Raw genomic sequence first — 22,163 nt, 5'->3', positions numbered from 1 at the left:
CTTGCGTGTGATCTCTCGTTACTTCTTGCGCTTGTCGGTATCGGTCAGGAACCGCATGCCTGCCGCGCGAATCGCGAATCCGTTCGGATAACGCAGGTCCGCGTACTCGATGTCGTTGCCCCAGCGCTCCGTGACCGCCGGCCACGCGGCGACCAGACGCTGGCTCCGGTCATGCAGCGACTCGCTGTTGCGTTCCTTGCCCAGCTCGACCTGCATGCCGTTCGACAGCTTCACCGTCCACGCGTACCGCGCCGACAGCGTCACTTCTTCCGGCGCCGCCTTCAGCGGCGCAAACCATTTCCCGAAGTCGCGATACCGCGTGACGACTTCCTTCGCACTGCCCTCCGGGCCGTCGAACGCCGGCAGCTCCTGATCCAGCTCGCCCTGGTTCGCGGTGAACAGCTCGCCGTCGACGCTCACGAGCTGGTCGCTGCCCCAGGTCCCGAGCGGTTTGTACTCCTCGAGCGTGACAGCCAGCGCATTCGGCCACACCCGGCGCACGCTCGCATGGCGCACCCAGGGCATCTGCTCGAACGCGGCGCGCGCGGCGTCGAGATCGACCGTGAAGAAATTGCCCTTCAGCCGGCCGACCACGCCCGCGCGCACCGTCGGCGAATTGATGTGCTCGGTGTCGCCGTCGATCCGGATTTCCCGCAACGCGAACGTCGGGCGCTGGATCAGCCAGTAGCAACCGGCCGCCGCCAACACGAGCAGCAGCAGCGCGTACAGCGCGCTGGCGGCAAGGTTGAGTTGGCGAACGTTGTTCCACATACGTCGTTCCGTTCCTGCGTCAGTCGTTGAGCGTGAGCGACAGCACCTTCACGACCAGCTCCGAATAGCTGATGCCGACCGCGCGCGCGGCCTTCGGCGGCAGCGAGTGGTCGGTCATGCCCGGCGCGGTGTTCACTTCCAGGAAGTACGCATTGCCGTCGGCGTCGAGCATGAAGTCCGCGCGGCCCCAGTCGGTGCAGCCGAGCACGTCGAACGCGCGGCGCGCGACGCGCTTGAGCTCCGCTTCCTTGTCGGCGGGCAACCCGCACGGGATCAGGTATTGCGTATCGTTGGCGATGTACTTCGCGTGATAGTCGTAGAACTCGCCGGCCGGCACGATCTTGATCACCGGCAGGTCGAGATCGCCGGCGATGCATGCGGTGTATTCGCCGCCGCCTTCGATACTCTTCTCGACGATCACGATCGGGTCGTGCTTCGCGGCTTCCTCAAGCGCAGCCGGCAGCGCATCGGCCGTCTTCACCTTCAGCACCGCGACGCTCGAGCCCTCGCTCGCCGGCTTCACGAACAGCGGCAGGCCGAGCTTCGCGACGATGTCCGTCGCGCGCGCCGCGAGGTCGTCGCCGCGCAGCACCGTCTCGAACGGCGGCGTCGGCACGCCCGTCTGCTGCCAGACGAGCTTCGTGCGGAACTTGTCGAGGCCGAGCGCCGACCCGAGCACACCACTGCCCGTGTAACGGATCCCGTAGAAATCGAGCGCGCCCTGGATCTGGCCGTTCTCGCCGTAACCGCCGTGCAGCGCGTTGAACGCACGCACGAACCCTTCGTCCTTCAGCGCCGCCAGCGGGCGCTCGGCCGGGTCGAACAGGTGCGCGTCGATGCCTGCGTCGCGCAGGCCCTGCAGCACGAGCTGGCCGGACGTGAGCGAGACCTCGCGCTCCGAGGACTCGCCGCCGAACAACACCGCCACCTTGCCGAAACGTTTCGGATCAATCCCGCTCATGTCATGCCTTCTGTTGAGTGTGCTGCGCGACCTTCGCCGGCACGCCGCCGATCGAACCCGCGCCCATCGTGATCACCACGTCGCCGTTCTGCGCGACCTTCGCCAATGCGTCCGGCACGTCGTCGACCGTCGCGACGAACACCGGGTCAACCTTTCCTGCCGCGCGCAGCGCGCGCGACAGCGCGTCGCCGTTGGCGGTCAAGATCGCGGCCTCGCCGGCCGCGTAGACTTCCGTCAGCACCAGCGCATCGACCGTCGACAGCACGTTGACGAAATCGTCGAAGCAATCGCGCGTGCGCGTGTAGCGGTGCGGCTGGAACGCCAGCACGAGGCGACGCCCCGGGAACGCGCCGCGCGCGGCCGCGATCGTCGCGGCCATCTCGACCGGGTGATGGCCGTAGTCGTCGATCAGCGTGTACTGGCCGCCGTCCGCGCTCGGCACGTCGCCGTAACGCTGGAAGCGCCGGCCGACGCCGTTGAATTCCGCCAGCGCCTGCTGGATCGCGTCATCCGTCACGCCGAGGTCGGTTGCGATCGCGATCGCCGCGAGCGCGTTCTGCACGTTGTGCAGGCCCGGCATGTTCAGTTCGACCGCAAGCGGCGCGCGCCCTTCGCGGATCACCGTGAAGTGCATGCGGCCATCGCGCGCGTCGATGTCTTCCGCGCGCACCTGCGCGTCCGGCGACAGCCCGTAGCGCACGACCGGCTTCGAGATGAACGGGATGATCTGCCGCACGTTCGGATCGTCGACGCACACGACCGCGCTGCCGTAGAACGGCAGGCGCTGCGTGAATTCGATGAACGCCTGCTTGAGCCGCGCGAAATCGTGGCCGTAGGTGTCCATGTGGTCGGCGTCGATGTTCGTGATGACTTCGATCACCGGATACAGGTTCAGGAACGACGCGTCGGACTCGTCGGCCTCGGCGACGATGAAGTCGCCCGTGCCGAGCCGCGCGTTCGCGCCGGCGCTGATCAGCCGCCCGCCGATCACGAAGGTCGGATCGAGCCCGCCCGCCGCGAGCACGCTCGCGACGAGGCTCGTCGTCGTGGTCTTGCCGTGGGTGCCGGCGATCGCGATGCCCTGCTTCAGGCGCATCAGCTCCGCCAGCATCACCGCACGCTGCACGATCGGCACGCGCTGCGCGCGCGCGGCCAGCACTTCCGGGTTGTCCGAACGCACGGCCGTCGACACGACGACCGCGTTCGCGCCCTCGATGTTCGCCGCGTCGTGGCCGATCGCGATCCGGGCGCCGAGCGCCTGCAGACGATCCGTCACTGCGTTGCGCGACAGGTCCGAGCCGCTGACCTCGTAGCCGAGATTGACGAGCACTTCGGCGATGCCGCTCATGCCCGCGCCGCCGATCCCGACGAAATGAATGTGTTTGACGATGTGTTTCATTGCAATATTTCCAGGTTCGCGCCGGCCGCCTTCGCGCACACGCGCGCGACTTCGTCGGTGGCTTCGGGCTTCGCCAGCGAGCGCGAACGTTCCGCCATGTCCGCAAGCGATGCCCGCGACTGGCCGCGCAGCCAGTCGGCGAGCAGTTCCGCCGACAGGTCGCGTTGTTGCACCAGCACGGCTGCGCCCGCATCGGCGAGGAACGCGGCGTTGCTCGTCTGGTGATCGTCGACTGCGTACGGGAACGGCACGAACAGCGCCGCCACGCCCACCGCCGCGATCTCCGACACCGTCATCGCGCCCGACCGGCAGATCACGAGATCCGCCGCCGCATACGCGGCCGCCATGTCGTCGATGAACGGCACGAGCCGCACGTCCTCGCCGGCCGCGAAACCGGCCGCTTCGTAATTCGCCTTCAGCGCGTCGATGTGCTTCGCGCCGGCCTGATGCACGATGCGCGGGCGTTCACCCGGCGTCAGCATCGCCAGCGCGCGCGGCACGACTTCGTTCAGCGCGGCCGCACCGAGGCTGCCGCCGACGACCAGCACGTTCAGCGGGCCGCTGCGCGATGCGTAGCGTGCTTTGGGCGCTTCGGTGCCGGCAAGTTCCGCGCGAATCGGGTTACCGGTCCATTCCGCGTGCGGCAGCGCGCCGGGGAATGCGACGAGCACGCGTTTCGCGAATTTCGCGAGCACCTTGTTCGTCAGGCCCGCGATCGAATTCTGTTCATGCAGCACGAGCGGACGCCCCGACAGCGCCGTCATCACACCCGCCGGGAACGTGATGTAGCCGCCCATCCCGAGCACGACGTCGGGCCGCACGCGGCGCAGCGCGGCGAGGCTCTGCCCGCATGCGCGCAGCAGGTTGAACGGTAGCGTCAGCTTGGTCTTCAGGCCCTTGCCGCGCAGCCCGCCGAACCGCACGTATTCCATCGGAATGCCGTGCTTCGGCACGAGCGTCGCCTCCATCCCGGCCGGATTGCCGAGCCACACGACGCGCCAGCCCGCCGCCTCCATCCGGTGCGCGACCGCGAGCCCCGGGAACACATGGCCCCCGGTGCCGCCTGCCATCACCATCAGCGTGCGTTGCGACGCGGTCATACCTTCCCTCCGCGCATCAGCACCCGGTTTTCATAGTCGACCCGCAGCAGCACCGCGAGCGCCACGCAGTTCAGCAGAATGCCGGAGCCGCCGTAGCTCACGAGCGGCAGCGTCAGGCCCTTGGTCGGCAGCAGCCCGAGGTTCACGCCCATGTTGATGAAGGTCTGCGCGCCGAACCAGATGCCGATGCCCTTCGCCATCAGGCCCGCGAACGTGCGATCGAGTGCGAGTGCCTGGCGGCCGATCTCGAACGCGCGGCGCACGATCCAGTAGAACAGCAGGATCACGACCAGCACGCCGACGAAACCGAGTTCCTCGCCGATCACCGCGAGGATGAAGTCGGTATGCGCTTCCGGCAGGTAGTTCAGCTTCTCGACGCTGCCGCCGAGGCCGACGCCGAACCACTCGCCGCGTCCGAACGCGATCAGCGAGTGCGTGAGCTGGTATGCCTTGCCCTGCGCGTAGCGCTCGTCCCACGGATCGAGGTACGCGAAGATCCGCTCGCGACGCCACGGCGACAGCCACACGAGCATCGTGAAGGTGCCGACCGCCGTCGCGACGAGGCCGCCGAACAGCTTGCCGTTCACGCCGCCGAGGAACAGCACGCCCATCGCGATCGCCGCGACGACCATGAACGCACCCATGTCCGGCTCGAGCAGCAGCAGCGCACCGACCAGGCCGACCGCGAACGCCATCGGCAGGAAGCCCTTCGCGAAGCTCTGCATGTATTCCTGCTTGCGCACCGTGTAGTTCGCCGCGTAGATCGTCACCGCGAGCTTCATGATTTCCGACGGCTGCATGTTCGTGATGCCGAGCGGAATCCAGCGGCGCGCGCCGTTCACGCCCTTGCCGACGTGCGGGATCAGCACGATCACGAGGCCGACCAGCGCGATCAGGAAGAGATGCGGCGCGTATTTGTCCCACGTCGACACCGGCACACGGAACGCGATCACCGCCGCGATGAACGCGACGACGAGCGACACGCAGTGGCGCATCAGGAACGCGTAATCGTGATACGCCGCGTATTTCGGCGAATCGGGCATCGCGATCGACGCCGAATACACCATCACGACACCGAGCCCGAGCAGCGCGATCGCGACCCACAGCAGCGAGTAGTCGAAGTCGAGCATCCGCGAACGGCTCGGGCGCACGCCGTTGACGACGCTCGCGAGGCCGCCGGTCGCGGCGCGCGTGGCCGACGCGACGCGGCCGCCCGCGGCATTGCCGCCGGTGTCGCGCCGATCGTTGAAACGGGAGACGAGGCGATCGGACCAGCTCATGGCGTCGCTCCTTTGTCGATGGCGATTTCGTCGACCGCCGCGCGGAACACATCCGCGCGATGGGCGTAGTTCCTGAACATGTCGAGGCTCGCGCATGCCGGCGACAGCAACACCGCATCGCCCGGCTCGGCGAGGTCGGCCGCCGCGTGCACCGCGCCTTCGAGCGTCGCGTGGTCGGCAAGCGGCACGCCCGTTTCGGCGAGCGTGTCGCGGATCGCCGGCGCGTCACGGCCGATCAGCATCACCGCGCGGCACCAGCGCGCGACCGGCGCGACCAGCGGCGCGAAGTCCTGGCCCTTGCCGTCCCCGCCCGCGATCAGCACGATCTTCTGGGCGAGCCCGTCGAGCGCGGCAACCGTCGCGCCGACGTTCGTGCCCTTGCTGTCGTCGACGTAGTCCACGTCGTCGATCGTCGCGATCACTTCGACGCGATGCGCTTCGCCGCGATACTCGCGCAGCGCGTGCAGCAGCGGCGCGGCCGGCAGGTCGATCGCGCGTGCGAGCGCGAATGCGGCCAGCGCGTTCGCCGCGTTGTGCAGCCCGCGGATACGCAGTGCGTCGGCCGGCATCAGGCGCTTCTGCGCGATGTCGGGCGTGTGCGCGGCATCGCGCTTGCGCCGGCGGCTCGTCGTCGCTGCTTCGTCCGGTGCATCGCGATCGACGGCTTCCACCAGCCACGCGATGCCGTTGTCGCGCGACAGCCCGTAGTCGCCGTCCTGCACCGGTTCGTTCAGGCCGAACGTGACCGTACGCGGCGCGTCGGCCGCGCCGGCTGCCGGCGCGAACTTCATCACGGCCGCATCGTCGCGGTTCAGCACGCGCGTCGTCGTCGCGCCGAAGATCCGGCCCTTTGCCTGCGCGTACGCTTCGAAGCTGCCGTGCCAGTCGAGGTGGTCCTGCGTGATGTTCAGGATCGCGGCCGCATCGGGCGCGAACGTGCGCGCGGTCTCGAGCTGGAAACTCGACAGTTCGAGCACCCATACGTCCGGCAGCGCGGTTTCGTCGATCGCGCCGGCGAGCCGGTCGAGCATCGCCGGGCTGATGTTGCCCGCGACCGCGACCTTCTTGCCCGAGCGCTGGCACAGCAGGCCCGTGAGGCTCGTCGTCGTGGTCTTGCCGTTGGTGCCCGTGATCGCGAGCACCTTCGGCTGGTAGCCGCTCGTGCCGAGCGCACGCAGCGCCTGCGCAAAGAATTCCAGCTCGCCCCACACCGCGACGCCGCGCTCGTTCGCGGCCGCGACCAGCGCCGCGAGCGCCGGTTCGAGCGGCGACAGCCCGGGGCTCAGCCCGACGAGCTCGATGCCGCCGTCGAGCAGCGCAGGCGTGAACGCCCCGCCGACGAATTCCGCATCGATGCCTTCGGCCTGCAGCGCGGCAAGGTTCGGCGGCGCCTCGCGGGTATCGGCAATGCGCAGCCGGCACCCGTGCCTCGCGCACCATCGCGCGATCGCGAGACCCGATTCCCCGAGCCCCAGTACGAGCACCATCGGCCGTTGCCGATCTCCAAACATCTCGCCAGACATCCTTGTTACCTTTCCTTTACCGCAGCTTGAGGGTGGTCAGACCGAACAGGCACAGCATCAGCGTGATGATCCAGAAACGCACGACCACCTGCGTTTCCTTCCAGCCGGACAATTCGAAATGGTGATGCAGCGGCGCCATCTTCAGCAGGCGCCGCCCTTCGCCGTAGCGCTTTTTCGTGTACTTGAACCACGACACCTGCAGCATCACCGACAGCGTTTCCGCGACGAAGATGCCGCCCATGATGAACAGCACGATTTCCTGGCGCACGATCACCGCGACCGTGCCGAGCGCGCCGCCGAGCGCCAGCGCGCCGACGTCGCCCATGAACACCTGCGCGGGGTGCGTGTTGTACCAGAGGAACGCGAGCCCTGCCCCGCCCATCGCGGAACAGAAGATCAGCAGTTCGCCCGCGCCCGGGATATGCGGGAACAACAGGTATTTTGAATAAACCGCGCTACCCATCACGTACGCGAACACACCCAGCGACGCGCCGACGAGCACGACCGGCATGATCACGAGGCCGTCGAGGCCGTCGGTCAGGTTCACCGCGTTGCTCGCGCCGACGATCACGAAGTACGTCAGCACGATGAAGCCCCACACGCCGAGCGGATAGCTGATCGACTTCAGGAACGGCAGCATCAGGTCGGCGCGTGCCGGCAGCCCCATCGACAGGCCGCTCCTCACCCACGCCATGAACAGGTCGAACACGCGCACGTTGTTCGCCTCGGACACGCTGAAGGCGAGGTAGACGGCCGCGAACAGCCCGATCACCGATTGCCAGAAATACTTCTCGCGCGACGACATCCCGCGCGGGTCCTTGTGGACGACCTTGCGGTAATCGTCGACCCAGCCGATCACGCCGAAACCGAACGTGACGAGCATCACGATCCAGATGAAACGGTTCGTCAGGTCGCCCCACAGCAGCGTCGCGACCGCGATGCCGATCAGGATCAGCACGCCGCCCATCGTCGGCGTGCCGGACTTGACGAGGTGCGTCTGCGGGCCGTCCTTGCGCACGGCCTGACCGACCTTCATTTGCGTCAGCTTGCGGATCACCCACGGTCCGCACACGAGCCCGATCCCCAGCGCGGTGATGGTCGCCATCACCGCCCGGAACGTGAGGTACGTGAACAAGCGCAAAAAGCTTGCGTCTCCTTGCAGCCATTGCGCCAGCGCCAGCAGCATGCTTCCTTCCTTCTACTCAGTGTGCCGCGGGCGCCGTGCCCGCCGCGGGTTGGTTCGTCAGCGCGTCGACCACGCGCTCCATCTTCATGTACCGCGAGCCCTTCACGAGCAGCGTCGCCTGCGCGCCGTAACCGGCCGCGAGCAGCGCCGCCACAAGCGCGCCGACGTCGTCGAAGTGGCGTGCCGTGTCGCCGTACGCCATGCACGCATCACGCGATGCGTCGCCAAGCGCGAACAGCGCGTCGATCCCGCGCTCGCGCGCGTATGCACCGACCTCGCGATGGAAAGCCGGCCCTTCGTCGCCGACCTCGCCCATGTCGCCGATCACCAGCACGCGCGGCGCCGGTTGCGTGGCGAGCACGTCGATCGCGGCACGCATCGAATCGGGATTCGCGTTGTACGTATCGTCGACGACCGTCGCACCCGCGAGGCTGCCCGCGATCGCCTGCTTCACCTGCAGCCGGCCCTTGACCGGCTCGAACGATTCGAGACCCTGCTTGATCGCCGACAGCGCGACGCCGGCACCCAGCGCCGCGGCCGTGGCGGCCAGCGCGTTGCGCGCGTTGTGCTCGCCGAGCGCGCGCAGCCGCACCGTGACGGCGCCCGCGGGCGTATCGATCGCGAGTTCGCCGCCGTGAAGACGGCCCGTGACCTGCGCGTCGTTCTGCCGTTCGGCGTCGTGCAGCGCGAAATCGAGGATCCGGTTGCCGGTCGCCGCGACGCGCCAGATGCCCGCATACGCGTCGTCGGCCGGGAACACCGCAACGCCGTCCGGCGGAAGCGCGTGAATCACGGCAGCATGTTCGAGCGCGACCGCTTCGACCGTCGCCATGAACTCCTGGTGCTCGCGCTGCGCGTTGTTGACGAGCGCGACCGTCGGCGCCGTGAGGCGCGCGAGGACTTCGGTCTCGCCCGGATGGTTCATCCCGATCTCGATCACCGCGAGACGATGTGCGGCCGACAGGCGCAGCAGCGTCAGCGGCAGGCCGACGTCGTTGTTCAGGTTGCCGGACGTCGCGAGCCGCGCGTCGGCGCCGACCGCCGCCGCGAAGATCGACGCGATCATTTCCTTGACGGTCGTCTTGCCGTTGCTGCCCGTCACCGCGACGAGCGGCAGCGCGAATCGTTTGCGCCAGCCATGTGCCAGTGCGCCGAGCGCGGCACGTGTTTCGCCGCCTTCGATCGCCGGCATCGTGACGCCCGCCGGCACGTGCGCGACGAGCGCCGCCGCAGCACCGCGCGCAGCGACATCGCCAAGGAAGTCGTGCGCGTCGAAGCGCTCGCCTTTCAGTGCGACGAACAGGTCGCCGGGGCCGACGGTGCGGCTGTCCGTCGACACGTGGTCGAACGTGACGCCCGCATCGCCGTGGACGGTTGCGCCGGGAATCAGGCGAGCGGCTTCGCCGAGACTGAGCATCGTCATTCGGCGCCTCCCTTGCCGTGCGTCGCGCGCGCTGCCAGCGCGAGCCGCGCGTGATCCTGGTCGGAGAACGTACGCTTCTTGCCCATGATTTCCTGCGTGGCCTCGTGGCCCTTGCCGGCCAGCACGACGACATCCTCGCGTGCGGCGCCGCGCACGGCCTGCAGGATCGCGCTCGCGCGATCCTCGATACGACGTGCGTGATCGGCCGCGGTCATGCCCGCGACGATCTGGTCGATGATGCGCTGCGGATCCTCGCTGCGCGGGTTGTCGCTCGTGACGACGGTTTCATCGGCGAGCCGCTCCGCGATCGCGCCCATCAGCGGGCGCTTCGTCGCATCGCGATCGCCGCCGCAGCCGAACATGCAGACGAGCCGGCCGCCGCGCGCCGTGGCGATCGGGCGCAGCGCGTCGAGCGTCTTTTCGAGCGCGTCGGGCGTGTGTGCATAGTCGATCACGACGAGCGGTTCGTCGTTCTGCAGCCGGCCGCCGAGCCGCTGCATCCGTCCGTTGACGGACTCGAGCCGCGCGATCTCGGCGAGCGCCGCGTCGAACGGCAGGTCGGCCGCGAGCAGCGAGCCGAGCACCGCGAGCAGGTTGCTGACGTTGAACGTGCCGAGCGTGCCGACCTCGACGTCCGCTTCACCCCACGACGAGCGCAGGTGGAACGCCGTGCCGGTCGCGGTGGCACGCACGTCGAGCGCGACCAGTTCGCGATCGGCGTCAGGCGCCGGTGCGTCGCCGATCCCGTACGCGATCGTACGCACGCGGCCGGCGAGCTTCTCGAGCAGGCGCCGACCGGCAGCATCGTCGCGGTTGACGACTGCCGCGCGCAGGCCGCGCCACGCGAACAGCTTCGCCTTCGCGGCCTCGTACGCATCGAACGTGCCGTGATAGTCGAGGTGATCCTGCGTGAGGTTCGTAAACACCGCGATGTCGAAACCCGTGCCGTTCACGCGCCCCTGGTGCAGCGCGTGCGACGACACTTCCATCGCCACGGCCTTCGCGCCCGCGTCGCGCAACTGCGCGAGACTGCGCTGCAGTTGCGGCGCGTCGGGCGTCGTGAACCCCGTCGGCACGAGCTGGCCGGGCATCCCGGTGCCGAGCGTGCCGATCACCGCGCACGGCTGGTGCAGCGCCGTCAGCGCGGCGGCGATCCATTGCGTGCACGACGTTTTGCCGTTCGTGCCGGTCACGCCCACCGCAAGCAGGCTGTCGCTCGGATTGCCGTACCAGCCGCTGGCGATCTCGCCGGCGAGCTGGTCGAGCGCCGGCACGGCCAGCGCAACGGGCACCGCCGGCGCCGCGGCCAGCCCTTCCGGCTGATACAGTACGGCGGCCGCGCCGCGCGCGACGGCATCGACAATGAAAGCGCGGTTGTCGGCCCCGTCGACCGCATAGGCAAAAAACACGTCGCCGGCCTTGAGGCTGCGCGTGTCGGCATGCAGTTGCGCTGCGGGGGCCACATGCTGATGCAGCCACGCAAGCGCGGCTGCGATCTGCTGATGCGCCGGATGGGAACTGCGAGCGGCGCTCATCGAACAACTCCTGGTGAATTACGCGTCGTGCTGGACACGATCATATGCTTCGCGCCGCCACCCGCGGCCAGCTTTTGCGGCCCCGCTGCGGAAGGTGCTGCCGGCGAATCGTCAGACACGACAAGCTGCTTGATCGGCATGTTCGGCGGCACGTTCAGCGCACGCATCGTGTCGCCGGCGATCGCCGAGAATACGGGGCCGGACACCTGGCCGCCGAAGTGGCTGCCGGCGGTCGGTTCGTCGACCGACACCGCGACGACAATGCGCGGATTCGGCATCGGCGCCATCCCGACGAACGACGCGCGGTACTTGCGCGTGTAGCCGTGCCCCTCATGCTTGTACGCGGTGCCGCTCTTGCCGCCGACGCGATAGCCCGGCACGGCCGCATCGGGCGACGTGCCGCCCGGCGCCACCACCGTTTCGAGCATCGCGCGCACTTCGCGCGCGGTGGTCGGGTTGAATACCTGCGTGCCCACGACCGGCTGATTGGGGTCGGTCTTGAAAATGGTCACGGGCATCAGTTCGCCGTCATGCGCGATCGCCGTGTACGCGCGCGCAAGCTGGAACAGCGACACCGACAGGCCGTAGCCGTACGACATCGTCGCCTGCTCGATGCGACGCCAGCTCTTCCACGGACGCAGGCGGCCGGCCACCGCGCCCGGGAACCCGACCTTCGGCGCCTGGCCGAGGCCGATGCTCGTATACATATTCCACATTTCCTCGGGCCGCATCGTCATCGCGATCTTCGTCGCGCCGATGTTGCTCGACTTCTGGATCACGCCGCCGACCGTCAGCGTGCCGAAACCCGCGTCGTCGGTGATCGGTGCGCCGTCGAGCACGAAATGCCCGTTGCCCGTCTCGACGAGCGTGTTCGGCGTCACGCGGTGCAGGTCGAGCGCGAGCGACACCGTAAACGGCTTCATGATCGAGCCCGGCTCGAACACGTCGGTCATGATCCGGTTGCGCAACTGCTCGCCCGTCATGCGCGAGCGGTCGTTCGGGTTGTACGTCGGGTAGTTGACGAGCGCGAGCACCTCGCCGGTGCGCACGTCGACGACCATGGCCGCGCCGGCCTTTGCCTTGAACTTCTCGACGGCGGCCTTCAGGTTCGCGTACGCGATGTACTGGATCTTGCTGTCGATCGACAGGTCGACGTCGGTGCCGTTGTGCGGCGGGATCTGCTCGGCGACGTCCTCGACGATGTGCCCCAGCCGGTCCTTGATCACGCGACGTACGCCCGACGTGCCGGACAGCATCTTCTGGTCGCCGAGCTCGACGCCCTCCTGCCCTTCGTCCTCGACGTTCGTGAAGCCGATCAGGTGAGCGGTGATCTCACCTTCCGGATAAAAGCGCTTGTATTCGTTGCGCTGATAGATACCGGGAATGTCGAGCGCGGCAACCTTGTCCGCGACGTCGATCGGCACCTGGCGCTTCACGTAGACGAAACCCTTGTCTTCCGACAGCTTCACGCGCAGTTCCTTCGACGTCATGCCGAGGAGCTTGCCGAGCTGGTTGACCTTGTCGGCATCGAGATCGTCCGGCACCGCGTCGGGAATCGCCCAGATCGCGCGCACGGGCAGGCTCGTCGCGAGCACGAGCCCGTTACGGTCGAGAATCTTGCCGCGCGTCGCCGGCAGCTCGAGCGTGCGCTGGTAGCGGCTTTCGCCCTGCTTCTGGTAGAACGCGTTGCCGGGCCCCTGGATCCAGAACGCGCGCGCGGCCAGCGCGACGAACGCCATGAACAGCAGGAACACGACCAGCTTCGAGCGCCACATCGGCAGATGCACGCCCAGCACCGGGCTCGACGAGAACTTCACGTTCTGGCGCTTCTGGGACGGCTTCATCGCGCGCCTCCCTTGCCCTTGCCGGCCGTGTCCGCCGAAGCCGGGATCGGCGCATCGATCGCCTTCGCCGCGCCCGGCGGCAGCGTCAGGTATTGCGTGCGGCCGGTCGAGATCGGCTGCATCTTCAGCGAATCGTTCGCAAGCTGCTCGATGCGCGACGTCTTCGACAGCGCGCTCTGCTGATATTGAAGCTGCGCGTAGTCCTGCTGGAGCTGACGCTCCTGCGACTGCGCGCGCTGCAGCTGGATGAAGATCTGGCGCTGCTGGTTCGTCGAATTGACGACCGACAGCGCGCAGCCCATCACGATGATCAGCAGGAAGATATTGAAGCGGCTCATGGCGTGACGCGCTCCGCAATGCGCATCACGGCCGAGCGGGCGCGCGGGTTCGCGGCGACTTCCGCTTCGCTCGGAAACTGGCGGCTGATGATCTTGAGCGGCGGGCTCGGGAGATCGACGGCGCGGATCGGCAGGCGACGATCGACCGCAGGCGCACTCGCGTGCGCCTGCATGAATCGCTTGACGATCCGGTCCTCGAGTGAATGAAAGCTGATGACCACCAGCCGCCCCCCTTGCTCCAGCAACGACAGTGCCGCGTCTAGTACGACTTGCAGGTCCGCAAGCTCTTGATTGACGTGAATCCGTATAGCCTGAAAGGTGCGGGTTGCCGGATCCTTGCCCTTCTCACGGGTTTTGACGACGTGACCCACGATTTGGGCAAGCTCGCCCGTGGTGTCGAGAGGCCCAAGACGGTCGGACTCTGCCCGGCGAGCAACAAGCGCCTTTGCAATCTGAAAAGCAAACCGTTCTTCCCCATAATCCCGTATCACCTCCGTCAATTCCTGCACCGAAGCCCGTGCGAGCCATTCCGCCGCCGACTCGCCGCGCGTCGGATCCATCCGCATGTCCAGCGGGCCATCGGCGCGGAAGCTGAAGCCACGCGCCGGATCGTCCACCTGCGGCGAGGACACGCCCAGGTCCAGCAACACACCCGACACCTTCTCGACGCCGCGCGCCGCAAGCGCGTCGCGCATCGATGCAAAGCTGTCATGCACGATCGAGAAGCGCGCATCCTCGATGCCCTGCGCCGTCTCGATCGCTCGCGGGTCCTTGTCGAACGCAATCAGCCGCCCGGCTGTCGCCAGCCGCGCGAGCACCGCGCGGCTATGACCGCCGCGCCCGAACGTGCCGTCGACATAAACGCCGTCCGGCCGCGTCACGAGCGACTCGACCGCTTCATCCAACAGCACCGTCCGATGCCGCAATTCGTTTCCCATCGCGGGCGTCTCCGTCACCGCAATCAGAACGTGAAATTCTTCAGCGCGTCGGGCATGCCCTGCGCCATCGCCGCCTGCTCCTTCGCGTTGTAGGTCTGCGAATCCCACAGCTCGAAGTGACTACCCATTCCCAACAACATGACTTCCTTTTCCAGTCCAGCTGCCATGCGCAGCTCGGGCGATACAAGAATCCGGCCGGCGCTGTCGAGATCGACATCCATCGCATTGCCGAGAAAAATGCGCCGCCACCAGTGCGCGTCCATCGGCAGCGCGGCGATCTTGGCGCGGAATACTTCCCATTCGGGGCGCGGAAACAGCAACAGGCAGCCGTCCGGGTGCTTGGTCACAGTCACCCGTCCTTCTGCCTGTCCTTGCAGCGCTTCGCGATAGCGAGCCGGCACCGACATCCGCCCTTTCGCATCGAGCGTCAGCGCCGACGCCCCTTGGAACACTTTCCGCTCTCCCGTTCAGGGCACCGAAGCACCCGCTCAATGCTGAGAATTTAGCCGGAATAGCCCGCCAAATCACACAAAAATACACTTTCTCACACTGTCTCCCACTTTAGAGGAAGGGTGTGGCACGGTCAAGGGAGCGGCCCGCTTTTTTGACGAATTTTGTTAGTTAGAACAAGGACTTACGCGCACATGCTCATGCGCCCCTTCATTCCAAAAACCGTTATAAATGAATGAGCTAGTGCAACTTGTGAAGGTGATACGTGAGAAAGACGGGCCAGACGGGTGTGCGGACGGGGCTTTCGGGGGCGGGAAAACGAGGAATAAACGGGCGGTATCAGCGGCGGGGAACCGGGGCGACGTCACGCATCGCCCCGGTGCGAATCTCACAGATAGTACGCAGTGCTCGTCATGACTTTCGACGCGGCGCGCATCAGCATTCGCGCGGGCAGCGGCAGTTCGATCCCGCCTGCGTCGGCGGCGGCCTTGCCGTGCTTCACCTCGTCGATACGCATCTGGTCGACGATCGCGCGCGACGCGGTATCGGCCGCCGGCAGCTCGGACATATGGCCTTCGAGATGGCTCTCGACCTGCCGTTCGGTCTCGGCCATGAAGCCGAGACTGACCTTGTCGCCGAGCGCGCCAGCCGCCACGCCGATCGCGAGCGAACCCGCATACCAGAGCGGGTTCAACAGGCTCGGGCGCGAGTCGAGCTCTTTCAGGCGGTGTGCGGTCCACGCGAGGTGATCCTCCTCCTCGCGCGCGGCTTCCTCGAACATCGCCTTCGCGGATGCCGTGCGCGCGGTGAGCTTCTGCGCCTGGTACAGCGCCTGAGCGCAGACCTCGCCGACGTGGTTCACGCGCATCAGCCCGGCGGCATGCGTACGCTCCGCGGGCGTCAATTCGACGGCGGGCGCCTCGGCCGGCGCGGGCACCGGCCGGCTCATCCGGCTAATGCCCGTCAACGACCGCAGGCCGCGATCGAATTCGCTGATCAGTTCATCAAACACCATCCTGTTCTCCTGGCTGCATGTGCCGCCGCGAGCGGCAAGGGCACGAGTCCGCTGCGTAACCGACTTGATTATTCAGCGGAAATTGCGGTTAACCCGTGATTTTAACCATTGTTGCATAAAGGAAACATGGCGGCCTTGAGCTGCGGCATTTCGCTTTGTGGCAAAAACCGGTTTTGCTACATTACGTGCGACTTCTTGCGAAGTTGATGGGGCCCGTCAACAGAACATAACTATCCGCCCCGCCAGAAAAATTCAGTGATTTTTGGAGATCCGTTAATGAAAAAGTCGCTTCTCGCGCTCGTCGCGCTGGGCGCGTTCGCTGGCGCTGCCCATGCGCAAAGCAGCGTGACGCTTTACGGCATCATCGATGAAGGCCTGCTCTTCAACAACAATGCGGGCGGCAAGCACCTGTACAGCATGGCCAGCGGCGTGATGCAAGGCAGCCGCTTCGGCCTGCGCGGCACCGAAGACCTCGGTGGCGGCCTGAAGGCGATCTTCACCCTCGAAAACGGTTTCGACGTGAACAGCGGCAAGCTCGGTCAGGGCGGCCTGATGTTCGGTCGTCAGGCTTACGTCGGCCTGTCGAGCCAGTACGGTACGGTCACGCTGGGTCGTCAATACGACTCCGTCGTCGACTTCGTCGGCCCGCTCGAGGCAGGCGACCAGTGGGGCGGCTACATCGCTGCTCACCCGGGCGACCTCGACAACTTCAACAACGCCTATCGCGTGAACAACGCGGTCAAGTTCACGAGCCAGACCTATGGCGGCTTCTCGTTCGGCGGCCTGTACAGCTTCGGCGGTCAGGCAGGCCAGTTCTCGAAGAACCAGGTCTGGTCGCTCGGCGCAGGCTACAACAACGGCCCGCTGGTCTTGGGCGTCGGTTACTTGAACGCACGTACGCCGAACCAGTTCGGCGGCATGTTCAACAACGGTTCCGCGTCTTCGTCGGTCTCGTCGCCGATCTACGGCGCGTACGCGAACAACGCGAACACGTACCAGGTCATCGGTGCAGGCGGCGCATACACGTTCGGCGCAGCAACGATCGGCGCGACGTACTCGAACACGAAGTTCAAGGGCTTCTCGGCAGGCCCGTTCGTGAACCAGACCGCGACGTTCAACAACGGCGAAATCAACTTCAAGTATCAGTTGACCCCGGCGCTGATTCTCGGCGCGGCGTACGACTACACGCAAGGCAGCAAGATCGACGGCAACTCGGCAGCCAAGTACCACCAAGGCTCGCTGGGCGTCGACTACTTCCTGTCGAAGCGCACCGACGTCTACGCGATCGGCGTGTACCAGCACGCATCGGGCAACGTGCTCGACGCGAACGGCGACGTGATCAAGGCAACCGCATCGATCAACGGTCTCGCCGGTTCGAGCACCAGCAACCAGGTCGCGGCACGCGTCGGCATCCGCCACAAGTTCTAATCAGCTTGCCTGACAAGCCGCAGCATATTGAAGGCGCCTCCGGGCGCCTTTTTCTTTTGCGGTGCAGAACGGCAAAACCGGAGTGCGGCGAATCGCGCCGGGCGTTGCGCGCTCGTCGTGGGGGTCATGCCGCCTGCCTCTGCAACCGTCGAAACGCACGGCCGCCGCCGCAAGCCCATTCCGGAGGCAGCCTCGTTCGGAGACAAACCTCCTCGGGGCCGCACTGCAAACAAAAAAGCCCGGCATGTGCCGGGCCTTTCCCTTCGATCAACCGCGACGTTACGCGCGTCCGTCGCGCAATTCGCGCCGCAGGATCTTGCCGACGTTCGTTTTCGGCAGCTCCGTACGGAACTCGACCAGCTTCGGCCGCTTGTAGCCAGTGAGGCGTTCCTTGCAGTAGGCGAGGATGTCCTTGTCGGTGAGCGCCGGGTCCTTCTTCACGATGAACAGCTTCACGGCTTCGCCGGAATGCTCGTCGGGCACGCCGACCGCCGCCACCTCGAACACGCCCGGATGCGACGCCACCACGTCCTCGACTTCGTTCGGGTACACGTTGAAGCCCGATACGAGAATCATGTCCTTCTTCCGGTCGACGATCTTCACGTAACCGCGCGCATCCATCACGCCGACGTCGCCCGTCTTGAAGAAGCCGTCCGCGAACATGACCTTCGCGGTCTCGTCCGGCCGGTTCCAGTAGCCGGCCATCACCTGCGGCCCGCGGATACAAATCTCGCCGGGTTCGCCGAGCGCGACGTCGTTGCCGGCATCGTCGCGAATCGCCACTTCGGTCGACGGCAGCGGCAGGCCGATCGTCCCGCTGTATTCGGTCGCCGTCACCGGGTTGCAGGTCGCGACCGGCGACGTTTCGGACAGCCCGTATCCTTCGATGATCGCCGTATGGGTCTTTTCATACCAGCGTTTCGCGACGCCTTCCTGGATCGCCATGCCGCCGCCGTTGGCGATCACGAGCTTCGACAGGTCGAGCTGATTGAATTCGGGGTGGTTCAGCAGTGCGTTATACAGCGTGTTGACCGCCGGGATCGTCGAGATCTGGTAACCCTTCAGTTCCTTGATCATGCCGGCGATGTCGCGCGGGTTCGGGATCAGGATGCCCATGCCCCCGGTACGCATCGTCAGGAAACCGCAGACGGTCAGCGCGAACACGTGATACAGCGGCAGCGCGACAACAGTCACGAACTGTTTCACCTCCGGGAACTTCTCATGAGCCGGATGGTGCCAGGCGCCGGCCTGCAGCACGTTCGACACGATGTTCCGGTGCAGCAGCGTCGCCCCCTTTGCCACGCCTGTCGTCCCGCCCGTGTATTGCAGGAACGCGACGTCATCGGGGCCGATCTTCTGCGCCTTGAATGCCTGCCGCGCGCCTTCCGACAGCGCGGCCTTGAAGCGCGTGAACGACGGCAGTTGCCAGGCCGGCACCATCTTCTTCACGTTGCGCACGACGTAGTTGACGAGCCATCCCTTGATGCCCAGCAGATCGCCCATCGACGCGACGACGACGTGCTTGACGCTCGTATTCGCGATGACAGCCTGCAGCGTCGACGCGAAATTCTCGAGGATGACGATCGCCTCCGCACCGCTGTCCTTCAGCTGATGTTCGAGCTCGCGTGGCGTGTAGAGCGGATTGACGTTGACGACGGTGTAGCCCGCCCGCAGTACCGCGGCGATCGCCACCGGATACTGCAGCACGTTCGGCATCATGATCGCAACGCGCGCCCCGCGTGCTAGACCGCGCGATTGCAGCCAGGCGCCGAACTGGCGCGACAGCTTGTCGAGTTCGCCGTACGTGATGCCCTTGCCCATGCAGACGAACGCCGTGCGGTCGCGGTACTGGCGAAAGCTTTCGTCGAGCAGGTCTGGAACGGAGGGATAAGGAGACGCGTCAATTTCGGCTGGAACGCCGGGTGGGTACGATTTCAGCCAAATTTTGTTCATACTGCGCGTCTCCTCACGGATTTTCGAATGATCGTGCTAAAACGCATCGTAACGGCTCGCCCGTCCCGATACAACAGGGTTAGATGTCCACTTCGAACTTCCGTGGAGATTCGTCGGATGATACGGTGATATTCGCTCAAATGCGTTCTACTTCCACAAGGCAATCGTAAAACGTCGCCGAATTGCCGAGATCGGTGAGCGCCTGGCTCGTCACTTCGTTCGCGTTCCTGCCGTCCGGCGACAGCTTCTTCCACCAGATCGACAGCCCGACGACGAGCCCTGCACGTGCACGATCGGTAATTCTCGCGAGCGCCTGCATCGATCCGCGGTCGTTGAAGATGCGAACGAGATCGCCCTCCGCGATGCCCCGTGCATCGGCATCCGACGGGTGAATGTCGAGATGCGGCTCGCCTTCGGTATGACGCAGGCTGTCGACGTTCACGAACGTGCTGTTCAGGAAGTGACGGGCAGGCGGCGAAATCATCGCGAGCGGATAGCGCGCCGCGAGCTCGGGTGCCGCCTCGGCCGATTCGAACGGCGGCAGGTAGTCGGGCACTGGGTCAACCCCCATCTGCTCGAGCCGCGGGCTGTAGAACTCGCACTTGCCGGATGGTGTACGAAAACCGCCGTTCGCGAACGGCGCCTCCGGCAGCTTGAGTTTCAGCCAACCGTCGCGCTTCAGCGTGTCCCAGTCGCTGTCGAGTGCCGGGTCGTCCCAGCGGAGGGCCGCACGCGCGACCTCTTCGTCGCTGTGATAGAGCGCGGGCTCGTCCAGCCCCATGCTGCGCGCGATCCCGCGGAAGATCTCCGTATTCGGCCGCGCGTCTCCCACCGGAGGAATCGACGGCAGGTTCGCCATCACGTAGGTGTGGCCGTACGATTTGTGGACGTCCAGATGCTCGAGTTGCGTGGTTGCCGGCAGCACAATGTCGGCGAAATCGACGGTATCTGTCTTGAAATGCTCGAGAACAACCGTGAACAGGTCGTCGCGTGCGAACCCCGCCGCGACTTTCGAGGAATCAGGCGCGACCGCCACCGGATTCGAGTTGTACACGATCACCGCTTCGACCTTCGGTCCGAAAGTGGCATCGCCCGGGTGCAACAGCGCGTCGCCGATCGCGTTCATGTTGATGATGCGCGGCAGCTTGTGCGGCCAGCCCGGCATCAAGTCCGGACGCAGCAGCGCAGCCTGGTTGACCGGCGCGGATTCCGACGAAGAGAGCAACAGCCCACCGGCCCGATCGCGCCATGCACCCGTCAGCGCCGGCAGGCTTGCGATCGCCCGTACCGCGTTGCCACCGCCGCGGACGCGCTGCATGCCGTAGTTCAGGCGGATCGATGCTTTCCGGGTAGCGCCGTAACGACGCGCAAGATCGATCAACTCCGACACGTCGATGCCGCAGATCTGCGCGACACGATCCGGCGGATAGGACATCGCCCGTTCCTTGAGTGCGTCGAAACCGAGCGTATGGCTGGCGATGTAGTCGTGATCGAGCAGGTCTTCGGTAATCAGCACGTGCATCATGCCGAGTGCGAACGCGCCATCGGTGCCCGGTTTCAACGCAATATGCTGATGACACTTCTCCGCTGTCAGCGAACGGTACGGATCGATGGCGACAAGACGGGCGCCTCGGCGCTTCGCTTCCTGCGCACGCGTCCAGAAGTGCAGACTCGACGCGATCGGGTTCGCTCCCCATATCAGAATCAGTTCGCTTTCCTCGAAATGCTCGAGATGCATACCGAGACTGCCACCATATGTGTACCGTAACCCTGCAGCACCGGCCGCCGCGCAGATCGCGCGCTCGAGCCGCGAGGCGCCCAGTTTGTGGAAGAACCGCTGGGCGATGCCCTCCCCTTGCACGAGCCCCATCGTCCCCGCATAGCTGTACGGCACGATCGCTTCCGGGGCGCGCGCCGCAATTTCACCGAGACGACGGCCGATCTCGTCGAACGCCTCGTCCCAGCTGATCGGGACGAAATGCCCTTCCCCTTTGGCGCCGATGCGCTTGAGCGGAACGGTGAGGCGATCGGGATGATGAACACGGTCGGCGTATCGGCTGACTTTCGTGCACAACACGCCTTGTGTCGGCGGATGATCGGGATCGCCCGTGACCTTGATCGCCTTGCCGTTCTCGACGGTCACACGCATTGCACACGTGTCCGGACAATCGTGCGGGCAAACGGCCCGGGTTACCTGAATCGCGGCATTCATCGTTTTGAGTGCATAGATGGGGGTTCGCAAATTTTACGTGGACGCGCCGAATAAAGCGTTCATTTCGTTCGGATTCTGGGTTATCTGACCAAAAAGCGATTGGAGGAAGCCAGGGTAGTTTCGGTTGCACCACGCGTCATCTGCGGGGGAGGCCTGTATGGCCCGTCCGATATGCGTTGTCGACGACGGAAGGCGGAACGTGCACGACGTCGCTAACCGGTACACGGAGAGGAGGGAGTTGGGATTTTGATCGGAGATACGATCAATAGACCAGGGGATCGCGAATGATACCGGTCATTTCAAAAAAAACGGGCGTTGCGATTGGGGGCACTTGGGAGGAATAATGTGAAAGTTCGGGCAAGGCCAGCGATCCCGATCACTCACGCATTTCCGCCACGCCAATGCAAAAACCCCCGCCTTTCGGGCGGGGGTTCTTGGCTTAGGGAGCCTGACGATTACCTACTTTCACACGGGAATCCGCACTATCATCGGCGTAGAGTCGTTTCACGGTCCTGTTCGGGATGGGAAGGGGTGGGACCGACTCGCTATGGTCATCAGGCAAAGAGGGTTGTTGCGCTGCTTCGCAGCACAACCAATCTTGGAAGAAGCAGTAATTTTGAGTTGTGTGTATCACACACGAGAATCCAACTTGTCGCTTTGTATCGCAGCCAGTGCTGTCGCACGGCGCCGATCTACAAGGCAGACTTGTTATAGGATCAAGCCTTACGGGCAATTAGTATCAGTTAGCTGAACGCATTACTGCGCTTACACACCTGACCTATCAACGTCCTGGTCTCGAACGACCCT

Annotated in this window: 17 protein-coding genes and 2 rRNA genes; 1 reads left to right on the top strand and 18 read right to left on the bottom strand. The window is 65.6% G+C overall.

The window, feature by feature from the left end; genetic code table 11:
* Window positions 1-18: 18 nt before the first annotated feature.
* The 14 genes from DPV79_RS28950 to coq7 form a co-directional block, all read right to left on the bottom strand.
* Window positions 19-771, bottom strand: a complete 753-nt coding sequence (locus DPV79_RS28950) for a cell division protein FtsQ/DivIB (RefSeq protein WP_021159912.1) — start codon at window positions 769-771, stop codon at window positions 19-21.
* Window positions 772-790: 19 nt separating this feature from the next.
* Entirely contained in the window at window positions 791-1,732 is a 942-nt protein-coding gene (locus DPV79_RS28945) for a D-alanine--D-alanine ligase (protein ID WP_021159913.1), read from the bottom strand.
* A 1-nt stretch (window position 1,733) separates the two neighbouring features.
* Complete coding sequence (gene murC / locus DPV79_RS28940) at window positions 1,734-3,131, bottom strand: UDP-N-acetylmuramate--L-alanine ligase (protein ID WP_113047098.1); 1,398 nt, start codon at window positions 3,129-3,131, stop codon at window positions 1,734-1,736.
* Window positions 3,128-4,231, bottom strand: a complete 1,104-nt coding sequence (gene murG, locus DPV79_RS28935; protein WP_021159915.1) for an undecaprenyldiphospho-muramoylpentapeptide beta-N-acetylglucosaminyltransferase — start codon at window positions 4,229-4,231, stop codon at window positions 3,128-3,130. Before murG ends, murC begins: the two co-directional genes overlap by 4 nt.
* Entirely contained in the window at window positions 4,228-5,511 is a 1,284-nt protein-coding gene (ftsW, locus tag DPV79_RS28930) for a putative lipid II flippase FtsW (RefSeq protein ID WP_021159916.1), read from the bottom strand. Before ftsW ends, murG begins: the two co-directional genes overlap by 4 nt.
* A complete protein-coding gene (gene murD, locus DPV79_RS28925) occupies window positions 5,508-7,022 on the bottom strand; it encodes a UDP-N-acetylmuramoyl-L-alanine--D-glutamate ligase (protein ID WP_021159917.1) in 1,515 nt (504 codons plus the stop codon). The genes ftsW and murD overlap by 4 nt, the downstream gene beginning before the upstream one ends.
* Window positions 7,023-7,050: 28 nt before the next feature.
* Window positions 7,051-8,220 carry a phospho-N-acetylmuramoyl-pentapeptide-transferase gene (gene mraY / locus DPV79_RS28920; protein ID WP_006477019.1) on the bottom strand — a complete coding sequence of 390 codons (1,170 nt, stop codon included), beginning with the start codon at window positions 8,218-8,220 and terminating at the stop codon, window positions 7,051-7,053.
* Between the two features lie 16 nt (window positions 8,221-8,236).
* A complete protein-coding gene (locus DPV79_RS28915; RefSeq protein ID WP_113047097.1) occupies window positions 8,237-9,643 on the bottom strand; it encodes a UDP-N-acetylmuramoyl-tripeptide--D-alanyl-D-alanine ligase in 1,407 nt (468 codons plus the stop codon).
* Window positions 9,640-11,178 carry a UDP-N-acetylmuramoyl-L-alanyl-D-glutamate--2,6-diaminopimelate ligase gene (locus tag DPV79_RS28910; protein WP_042975357.1) on the bottom strand — a complete coding sequence of 513 codons (1,539 nt, stop codon included), beginning with the start codon at window positions 11,176-11,178 and terminating at the stop codon, window positions 9,640-9,642. Before DPV79_RS28910 ends, DPV79_RS28915 begins: the two co-directional genes overlap by 4 nt.
* Window positions 11,175-13,022 carry a peptidoglycan D,D-transpeptidase FtsI family protein gene (locus DPV79_RS28905; RefSeq protein WP_027788455.1) on the bottom strand — a complete coding sequence of 616 codons (1,848 nt, stop codon included), beginning with the start codon at window positions 13,020-13,022 and terminating at the stop codon, window positions 11,175-11,177. Before DPV79_RS28905 ends, DPV79_RS28910 begins: the two co-directional genes overlap by 4 nt.
* Complete coding sequence (gene ftsL / locus DPV79_RS28900; protein ID WP_021159919.1) at window positions 13,019-13,360, bottom strand: cell division protein FtsL; 342 nt, start codon at window positions 13,358-13,360, stop codon at window positions 13,019-13,021. Before ftsL ends, DPV79_RS28905 begins: the two co-directional genes overlap by 4 nt.
* Window positions 13,357-14,298, bottom strand: a complete 942-nt coding sequence (gene rsmH / locus DPV79_RS28895; protein WP_059687213.1) for a 16S rRNA (cytosine(1402)-N(4))-methyltransferase RsmH — start codon at window positions 14,296-14,298, stop codon at window positions 13,357-13,359. The genes ftsL and rsmH overlap by 4 nt, the downstream gene beginning before the upstream one ends.
* A 23-nt stretch (window positions 14,299-14,321) precedes the next feature.
* Window positions 14,322-14,750: a division/cell wall cluster transcriptional repressor MraZ gene (mraZ, locus tag DPV79_RS28890; protein ID WP_006487094.1), complete on the bottom strand. Its 429-nt coding sequence runs from the start codon at window positions 14,748-14,750 to the stop codon at window positions 14,322-14,324.
* Between the two features lie 386 nt (window positions 14,751-15,136).
* The gene (coq7, locus tag DPV79_RS28885) at window positions 15,137-15,763 is read right to left on the bottom strand and encodes a 2-polyprenyl-3-methyl-6-methoxy-1,4-benzoquinone monooxygenase (protein ID WP_027788457.1); all 627 of its coding nucleotides are present in this window, start codon (window positions 15,761-15,763) and stop codon (window positions 15,137-15,139) included.
* A gap of 276 nt (window positions 15,764-16,039) precedes the next feature.
* Between coq7 and DPV79_RS28880 the strand changes: the two genes are divergently transcribed.
* Window positions 16,040-17,191 carry a porin gene (locus tag DPV79_RS28880; RefSeq protein WP_027788458.1) on the top strand — a complete coding sequence of 384 codons (1,152 nt, stop codon included), beginning with the start codon at window positions 16,040-16,042 and terminating at the stop codon, window positions 17,189-17,191.
* A 279-nt stretch (window positions 17,192-17,470) separates the two neighbouring features.
* Here the strand turns inward: DPV79_RS28880 and DPV79_RS28875 are convergent, their stop codons facing one another.
* The 4 genes from DPV79_RS28875 to DPV79_RS28860 all read right to left on the bottom strand — a co-directional run.
* Window positions 17,471-19,144, bottom strand: a complete 1,674-nt coding sequence (locus DPV79_RS28875; protein ID WP_113047096.1) for a long-chain fatty acid--CoA ligase — start codon at window positions 19,142-19,144, stop codon at window positions 17,471-17,473.
* A 136-nt stretch (window positions 19,145-19,280) separates the two neighbouring features.
* Window positions 19,281-21,356, bottom strand: coding sequence for a molybdopterin-containing oxidoreductase family protein (locus DPV79_RS28870; RefSeq protein WP_113047095.1), 2,076 nt, complete (start codon window positions 21,354-21,356; stop codon window positions 19,281-19,283).
* Between the two features lie 446 nt (window positions 21,357-21,802).
* Window positions 21,803-21,915 (bottom strand): 5S ribosomal RNA (gene rrf / locus DPV79_RS28865).
* A gap of 153 nt (window positions 21,916-22,068) precedes the next feature.
* A 23S ribosomal RNA gene (locus tag DPV79_RS28860) occupies window positions 22,069-22,163 on the bottom strand; the annotation flags it as partial.

The organism is Burkholderia reimsis, assembly GCF_003294055.1.
Taxonomy (GTDB): domain Bacteria; phylum Pseudomonadota; class Gammaproteobacteria; order Burkholderiales; family Burkholderiaceae; genus Burkholderia; species Burkholderia cepacia.
This window is presented reverse-complemented; position numbering and strand designations above follow the sequence as displayed.

Excerpts from the sequence above, each read along its gene's own strand:
- DPV79_RS28950 (WP_021159912.1), bottom strand. The coding sequence starts at position 771 with ATGTGGAACAACGTTCGCCAACTCAACCTTGCCGCCAGCGCGCTGTAC.
- DPV79_RS28945 (WP_021159913.1), bottom strand. The coding sequence starts at position 1,732 with ATGAGCGGGATTGATCCGAAACGTTTCGGCAAGGTGGCGGTGTTGTTC.
- murC (WP_113047098.1), bottom strand. The coding sequence starts at position 3,131 with ATGAAACACATCGTCAAACACATTCATTTCGTCGGGATCGGCGGCGCG.
- murG (WP_021159915.1), bottom strand. The coding sequence starts at position 4,231 with ATGACCGCGTCGCAACGCACGCTGATGGTGATGGCAGGCGGCACCGGG.
- ftsW (WP_021159916.1), bottom strand. The coding sequence starts at position 5,511 with ATGAGCTGGTCCGATCGCCTCGTCTCCCGTTTCAACGATCGGCGCGAC.
- murD (WP_021159917.1), bottom strand. The coding sequence starts at position 7,022 with ATGTTTGGAGATCGGCAACGGCCGATGGTGCTCGTACTGGGGCTCGGG.
- mraY (WP_006477019.1), bottom strand. The coding sequence starts at position 8,220 with ATGCTGCTGGCGCTGGCGCAATGGCTGCAAGGAGACGCAAGCTTTTTG.
- DPV79_RS28915 (WP_113047097.1), bottom strand. The coding sequence starts at position 9,643 with ATGACGATGCTCAGTCTCGGCGAAGCCGCTCGCCTGATTCCCGGCGCA.
- DPV79_RS28910 (WP_042975357.1), bottom strand. The coding sequence starts at position 11,178 with ATGAGCGCCGCTCGCAGTTCCCATCCGGCGCATCAGCAGATCGCAGCC.
- DPV79_RS28905 (WP_027788455.1), bottom strand. The coding sequence starts at position 13,022 with ATGAAGCCGTCCCAGAAGCGCCAGAACGTGAAGTTCTCGTCGAGCCCG.
- ftsL (WP_021159919.1), bottom strand. The coding sequence starts at position 13,360 with ATGAGCCGCTTCAATATCTTCCTGCTGATCATCGTGATGGGCTGCGCG.
- rsmH (WP_059687213.1), bottom strand. The coding sequence starts at position 14,298 with ATGGGAAACGAATTGCGGCATCGGACGGTGCTGTTGGATGAAGCGGTC.
- coq7 (WP_027788457.1), bottom strand. The coding sequence starts at position 15,763 with ATGGTGTTTGATGAACTGATCAGCGAATTCGATCGCGGCCTGCGGTCG.
- DPV79_RS28880 (WP_027788458.1), top strand. The coding sequence starts at position 16,040 with ATGAAAAAGTCGCTTCTCGCGCTCGTCGCGCTGGGCGCGTTCGCTGGC.
- DPV79_RS28875 (WP_113047096.1), bottom strand. The coding sequence starts at position 19,144 with ATGAACAAAATTTGGCTGAAATCGTACCCACCCGGCGTTCCAGCCGAA.
- DPV79_RS28870 (WP_113047095.1), bottom strand. The coding sequence starts at position 21,356 with ATGAATGCCGCGATTCAGGTAACCCGGGCCGTTTGCCCGCACGATTGT.